We start from the raw sequence: 5,824 nt of genomic DNA, 5'->3' as shown, positions 1-5,824 counted from the left end.
CGTAAACAGGCCATCGAGTACGGAGCGCGTGCCTGCGAAAAGGACACCCGTTATGCCCAGATCGCGGCGAACCGACACAATTGACCCCCTGCCAGGCGGAGCATCTGCAGCCTGCTCGGCCTGTTGGATGACCTTTTGCAACGCTTGGATCGGCCCGCTGACAAGCCGTAGGTGTGCCTCCAGGCGCGGGATGCCCTCGGGCAGCCGCTCAGCCCAGGTCGTGGCCGGTACCGATAACGCCGCCACCAGTCCTACAAGCGCTCCAATGACCAGAAAGACGGTGAAGAGCGCTCCGACAGCCCGGGGGAGATGCTAACGCCCCAAGAGGCGGACAGCGGGTTGAAGCAGGAGATTCAGCACGAGTGCAAGCATGACTGGAAGGATGATCGAGCTTGCCACGTAGAGCGCCGCAAGGACACCTAATCCGAACAGGCCACCGAGAAAGAACGTCCGCGGATCAGATGGAAGCGGCATCTCCGTCTCATTGGCAGCCTCGATTGCCGCAGCGTGTGGCTCTGGCGGATCGACATCCAGCGGGATGGGAGGACCCTGCGGCGGCGGTACGACGGCAACCATGGTTTTCCCTCTGGAGATGAGCGGATCATCTCCTCGGTGCCAATCACCCCCCTTTCAGCGTCAGGCTTCGCAAGAGCACAGGCGTGAAGCTTTTGCACCGCTCCTCAGGCAGGCAAACAAGCGGCTTACGAAGCCCGCCTAAATTGCAGCGAGGAGGACTTCGTCGTGACCGCACCTTGCGCATTTAAAGGTGCGCAGATCAAAACCGGACTTGTCCGGTTCGATGCAGACCAACGTCATCGGAGTGCGGCATCGCGAGCAGCTATGAATTCTGAAGTCTGCGGCACTAAGCCCTCGGATTGGATTGACTAGACAGCATGATACTCCCCTTGAGAACCAGGCGGGAGCGCGACACTCTCAGTCACCGACTGTTGCCTATGGTAGGGCGGTGATCCAAACAACCTAGCTTTTTGGGTTCCCTCTGCGCTGGTCAATATTGCTCGCTTTCGCAAGAAGACACGCGAGAAAACAGCACCACGCGCAGCGCCCGGTTCAGATGTTGAGGGCGGCTCTTGAGCCGCCCTCTCGCGTTTTGTAGCTGCTTGTCGTGTGGTTGCCGAGCTCGCCTAACCCTCAATGATGTAAACGATCTCATGCGTGCGCGGGCGAAGGATGATGTACTTGCCGTGCACGAGGATGAAGTCGTATCCACGCCATTCCGGATAGATTTCCACGATACGTGACGGCATCGGGTAATACCGGACACCGGCTGGGACAGCCGTTCCGATCGAGAGATTGAAATTCACGTTCGTTACTTCCTCGACCTTCTCTTGCTTGATCGCCGAGGTTATCTGGGTGCGCTTCTCGGCGGGAGGCGATGCCGTCGCCGAGGTTGCCGCATTTCCCGTCGTCCTACTGTCGGAAGTCGAGGGCTTGGTCTCGGCAGTCGGCGTTTTCAAGTCCTTTGAGGTGGCGGTCGAATCAACGGCCTTTGCCTTGCTGTCGGCTTTCTGCTCGCTTGCCGTCTTGCTGTCAGAAAGTGACTTCGATTCAGCGGTCGGATTCTTCATGTCCTTCGAAGTGGCGGTCGGAGCAGTCGAGTCCGATGCCTTCGACTGGCCCTCGGCTTTCATGTCGCCGGTCGTTTTTGCGTCCGGCTTGACCTGCACATGTTGAGGCTTACCCTCTTTTGACGCAGCGCCTGCCGCTGGTGCGTTCATCGGCACCGCAGTATCGCCTTTAGGCGAGGCGGCAGCCGGGGCTTCCTTCGCTGCTCCTTGAGCGGCGCCTTGCGCTGTCGCAAGCCCGGTCGTGGCCAATAGGGCGGCAACGGCCGCAGACGCCATTAAGGACTTCTTCATCTGATATTTTCCAATTCAAATCGAGTCTATGCCGACGAGCGTCGGCCATAGGGTGGAACGGTCTCAACAGACTATAGTTCCGCTGATGTCTTCGGTTGGAAGATAGGCGCCGTCAATTGACGACGATTACATTCAGCCTTTCGTTCGGGCTCCCGGACGCGCTCTCGCGTCTAGCTGAATTACTGGCGTAAATAACTGCGCTGTGCCATCTAAACCCAAAACGGCTATTGGCTCTCGAACAGGCACTAAGCGCGCTCGCAAAAAACGCCTCTTTTGCTTCTGCGCGGTCGTAAATTCGAGGACGTAGTTTTGAATAGCGTGCTTGGCAAGCACACTTAAGCGGCGCGTGAGTTGCCATGCCTGCAGAGTGGCGACCCAATCCTGGGCTTGACAGAACTTGTCGTAGCACCAAGCGAGAGCAGGAATTGATATAAGTTTCTCGCGGCTAAGTTTGAAAAGCCGCTCAACAAGCAAGAATTTGAGGAGCTCGCCAAAGATGAGGACCATAAGTCCCTCAACGAAGTGGCCTGTCGCCATCAGGTAAGCTGCGATTGGCTTGACAGGCTCCAGCAAAATAACCGGCACAATGAACAATGCCAAGGTCGGATACGGCCGAAGCGACACAATCCACGCCCGCACGCTTTCAAACACCCAGCAATCCGCCAGCCAGCGAAGTGCAGGCTTGGCGAGAGCGAAAAGCACGACATCCACCAAGAAGTAGACGGCGGCCATCAGAAATACAGAGGATCTGAATATGCGGCGCAAGCTGGTTCTCCGACGAACCAAAGCGCGAACCCATCATAAGTTCACCGGCCAAAGCGACGGATTACAAAACCACCACGGAACCTTTGTTCGGCCCGCTGTCGGAGCTTCGCTGCCGCCCGGTGGATCGTTCGGGCCTTTAGGTGCTATGCTGCCGATAGTCGAGCGCGGTCAGTCCATGGATGGCACGCTCGCACAGCTTGTCGGCATCGCGCTCGCCGTCGCCTGCTGCCTGTACAATTCTCCTGGCAATGATTTCCCGATCTACCTCCAGCTGGCCGATGTGTTGAAGCGTTCGACATGCCAGGTCGTACGCCGCGTTCACGGCGGTTACCTGCTCTGGGTCAACGGATGAGCTTTCGAAAATCGGATTGACACTGGCCATAATGCTCCTCACGGTGGCTCGTTTGCCAAGCTTAGTTACGCCTCGCGATGAACCAGAGCCACTTTGCTCCGGCACCGCGGGACAGACATGTTACCGATTTGTCGGGGTCATCCTTGCAACAAGCTCTGCGAATGGCTTGTACGACTGCTTGGCAAGATCGCCGTAAAGCGCGCCGATCTTCTGCGACTCCGCAACGAACGTGTCATAAGTTGCCTTGGCGAAGTCGGCCTGAATTTCAATCGCCTTGTCGAGCGACTTTACGCCCGAGAGCATCTCAACAAACAGTTTCGCGTCCTCAAGCGACTTCTTCGTGTAGTCCCCGTAAGCACTGGCAATCGCAAGGAAGCCCCCAGGCAAGGCGCTGGACGAAGCTCCTGTATTGAGTTGATCATTGCCATTCGGTTGGTGCGGCAACTTCTGGTCTGTCCGGATCTGATCTGACATTTATGTTTCCTTGTTCGTTTGGTGGTGGATCAACGTCGCGCGCCACCAATGGTTGCTTCAAGCACCCTCAGTTCTCGCTGGTCTGTTCCGCGGCGTGTGTTCGTACGACGAACGGGCCGCTGCTCGCGCGCAGCGAATTTCTCATCGGCCGGTCGGCTAGCCATCTGCCGGCGGCGCGTCGGCGCAGACAGGCCAGCCAGGGCCGGTAGGACGCCTATCCATGGGAACGATCTGACAGTTGCGTATTCGAAAAATGAGTCGAATCGTGAAAGCGCGCGTATGGGATAACCGACGCTAGTTCGGGAGGTGATCAATATTGGTCAGCGGCGGCAGCATCCATAGTTACACGATGGTGCATCACCGCTCGCAGTGGCATCCACCGGTGACTGGGAGTTTCGCGCTCCCGCCCTGATCAAGGCTAGCTCCATGACCATCCAGCGACCGATGTGTCCCAAATGCCAGATAAGCATGATGCTGGCGCGCATTACGCCCGGTCACGCCGGCTTTTGCATTCATACCTTCGAATGTCCCGCTTGTGATGTCATCCACCAGCTCCTCGACCAGGCAGTCGACCCGATGAAATGCGCAAATACTTTAGCTTGGTTTCGGGGCGAACTGCGGGCGCCGACATAGCACGCGCGCAACCGAAGCGATCAAGCCCTGAAAGCATCGATGTGGGCATTGCGGCGACGAAGCCGAGTGCGACGCTTGGCTTCGCAACGGCCGTGACCTRCACAGCTCCAACGAACATCTGGCTCAGCGCATCGATCCGCGAACTCAGCGCCGCCCTTCGACATATCGAAGGATGGTCTCCGAAAGGCGCACGACCAGCTCTTTCAGCTCTATATTCTCCTTTTCGAGAGAGCCGAAGGGCGCCAATCATTTGCATGTCGTCGTCCGGATTCTGGGGCCAAAAGGTGGGCGGCTTTCCCTCGGCGATTATTCCTTCCTCCCAACAGCCCTACCCCGAGGATACATACACTTAGTGATACCGATTCGCTGGTCGATATTGCTCAGTTTCAACGGCGAGCGCTTAGTTATTATGGCCCTGATCTGCCGCGACGCTCTCCGTTGCGGCTTGCTCTTGCCGCCACCAGCATGACATCATGCTGGGAGAGCCATGCTACCCAACCCGCTCCGCATAGCCGCCCGAGCAGCGGCGAAGCGTTGAGCCAACGATATCGCCGGCAGACGTAGTCACCCGAACATCCGCATCATGATTGCTTTGCCTAGGGGGGCGGCGCGTATTCCGGTGAATGCGGTGACGTAGTCACCGGAATAGAAAGCTCGAATGAGATCAACGCGCGTGTTGAGGGTCGCATCGAACCGGATCGCAAATCCATCCCCAGTGCGCCGCACGACCAGAGCGGCGACAGTTCTCTCCCGAAGAGTGCAATGAACGGCAGCGCCAACAGGTGGGGGATTGTTGCTCACGAAGCGGGCACCCGTGATCGACATGTCTGCCAAGCGGTAGATGCCGGACCGCCCACCGATATTGAAAAGAACCGGCTCAGTTCGCTCGAACCGCTCGGCCTTTCGCCGCCGCGGCTGCTCGATGGACACCAAGCAGACGATCGTCAGGATGACCGCATTGTATAAACTCCAGGCCAGCGCGAGGCCGCCATAGGCGATCATGTCGCCTTGCGCATGAAGCACGAAGGCATAGGCAATTCCGGCGAGCGTGATCGCCAGTGCGGTGCCGTATACTCTGAGCAGTGGCCATTCGATGAAGCGTTGATTGCGATCCCCGCCCTTTGAGGTGACCTCGAATTTGTGCCCCTGCGTCTTGAGCAGCCCCGCCGCCACGGCTTTGAGAACCGCCGGCAGTGCAATGTATTGAGCGACGTCCGACATCACCGCCATGGAGCGTCCGCGGGAAATCCAGGCAATGGTGAGCGAATACCAGACATAAAAAGGCAGGAAATATTCGAGGAGTACGGAAAGATCCGTCTGGACGGCTTTGATGCCGAAGAGAAGATAAAGGCTCGGAACGACAAGACCGAATACCTTGATGACATAGGTCGAGGTCCAGCTCATGAATGCTTCGACGAGGGACAGCCTGTCGACAACATCCAGCTGCGATCTTCGGGAAAAGGGGCCGCTGCGCCCCCGAATGATCTGCATGAAGCCAAGACACCATCGGCTGCGCTGAGTGATGTACTCCTTGAGTCCCTCCGGGGCTAACCCCAAGGTCAGACGTTCGTTCAGGTACACCGTGCGCGCGCCAATTTCCTTCAGCCGCAGCGTCAGCAAGTAATCCTCCGTCACGGAATCGGTCGGAAAGCCGCCGATCTTCACGAGGGATGAGAACCTGATGACCGACGACGTACCGCAGCAAAAAGCCACGCCCCAGGCG

6 protein-coding genes are annotated in these 5,824 nt (G+C 57.8%); 1 reads left to right on the top strand and 5 read right to left on the bottom strand.

Features of this window, described 5'->3' with window-relative positions; translation table 11 throughout:
- Nucleotides 1–312: 312 nt before the first annotated feature.
- From AC1D00_RS23485 to AC1D00_RS23475, 3 genes are all read right to left on the bottom strand, one after another.
- Entirely contained in the window at nt 313–474 is a 162-nt protein-coding gene (locus tag AC1D00_RS23485) for a hypothetical protein (RefSeq protein ID WP_477012297.1), read from the bottom strand.
- Between the two features lie 668 nt (nt 475–1,142).
- A complete protein-coding gene (locus AC1D00_RS23480; protein WP_235885989.1) occupies nt 1,143–1,877 on the bottom strand; it encodes a DUF1236 domain-containing protein in 735 nt (244 codons plus the stop codon).
- Between the two features lie 132 nt (nt 1,878–2,009).
- Complete coding sequence (locus tag AC1D00_RS23475) at nt 2,010–2,609, bottom strand: hypothetical protein (RefSeq protein WP_235885987.1); 600 nt, start codon at nt 2,607–2,609, stop codon at nt 2,010–2,012.
- Between the two features lie 22 nt (nt 2,610–2,631).
- Here AC1D00_RS23475 and AC1D00_RS23470 point away from each other — a divergent pair, with 22 nt between their 5' ends.
- Nucleotides 2,632–2,994 (top strand): hypothetical protein, encoded by a 363-nt coding sequence (locus AC1D00_RS23470; protein WP_135179221.1) that lies wholly within the window; start codon nt 2,632–2,634, stop codon nt 2,992–2,994.
- Nucleotides 2,995–3,114: 120 nt separating this feature from the next.
- Here the strand turns inward: AC1D00_RS23470 and AC1D00_RS23465 are convergent, their stop codons facing one another.
- A complete protein-coding gene (locus AC1D00_RS23465) occupies nt 3,115–3,468 on the bottom strand; it encodes a phasin family protein (RefSeq protein ID WP_477012296.1) in 354 nt (117 codons plus the stop codon).
- Nucleotides 3,469–4,665: 1,197 nt separating this feature from the next.
- A partial coding sequence (locus AC1D00_RS23460; RefSeq protein ID WP_477012295.1) for a glycosyltransferase family 2 protein occupies nt 4,666–5,824 on the bottom strand: 1,159 nt, incomplete at its 5' end.

The sequence above is a fragment of the Bradyrhizobium sp. P2_E8 genome (assembly GCF_056403875.1).
Note: the sequence above shows the minus strand (reverse complement) of the source record. Positions and strands in the feature narration are given on the sequence as shown.

Bases quoted from the DNA above. Each gene is read 5' to 3' on its own strand.
- AC1D00_RS23485 (WP_477012297.1), bottom strand. From the start codon at position 474: ATGCCGCTTCCATCTGATCCGCGGACGTTCTTTCTCGGTGGCCTGTTC.
- AC1D00_RS23480 (WP_235885989.1), bottom strand. From the start codon at position 1,877: ATGAAGAAGTCCTTAATGGCGTCTGCGGCCGTTGCCGCCCTATTGGCC.
- AC1D00_RS23475 (WP_235885987.1), bottom strand. From the start codon at position 2,609: ATGGCCGCCGTCTACTTCTTGGTGGATGTCGTGCTTTTCGCTCTCGCC.
- AC1D00_RS23470 (WP_135179221.1), top strand. From the start codon at position 2,632: ATGCGGCGCAAGCTGGTTCTCCGACGAACCAAAGCGCGAACCCATCAT.
- AC1D00_RS23465 (WP_477012296.1), bottom strand. From the start codon at position 3,468: ATGTCAGATCAGATCCGGACAGACCAGAAGTTGCCGCACCAACCGAAT.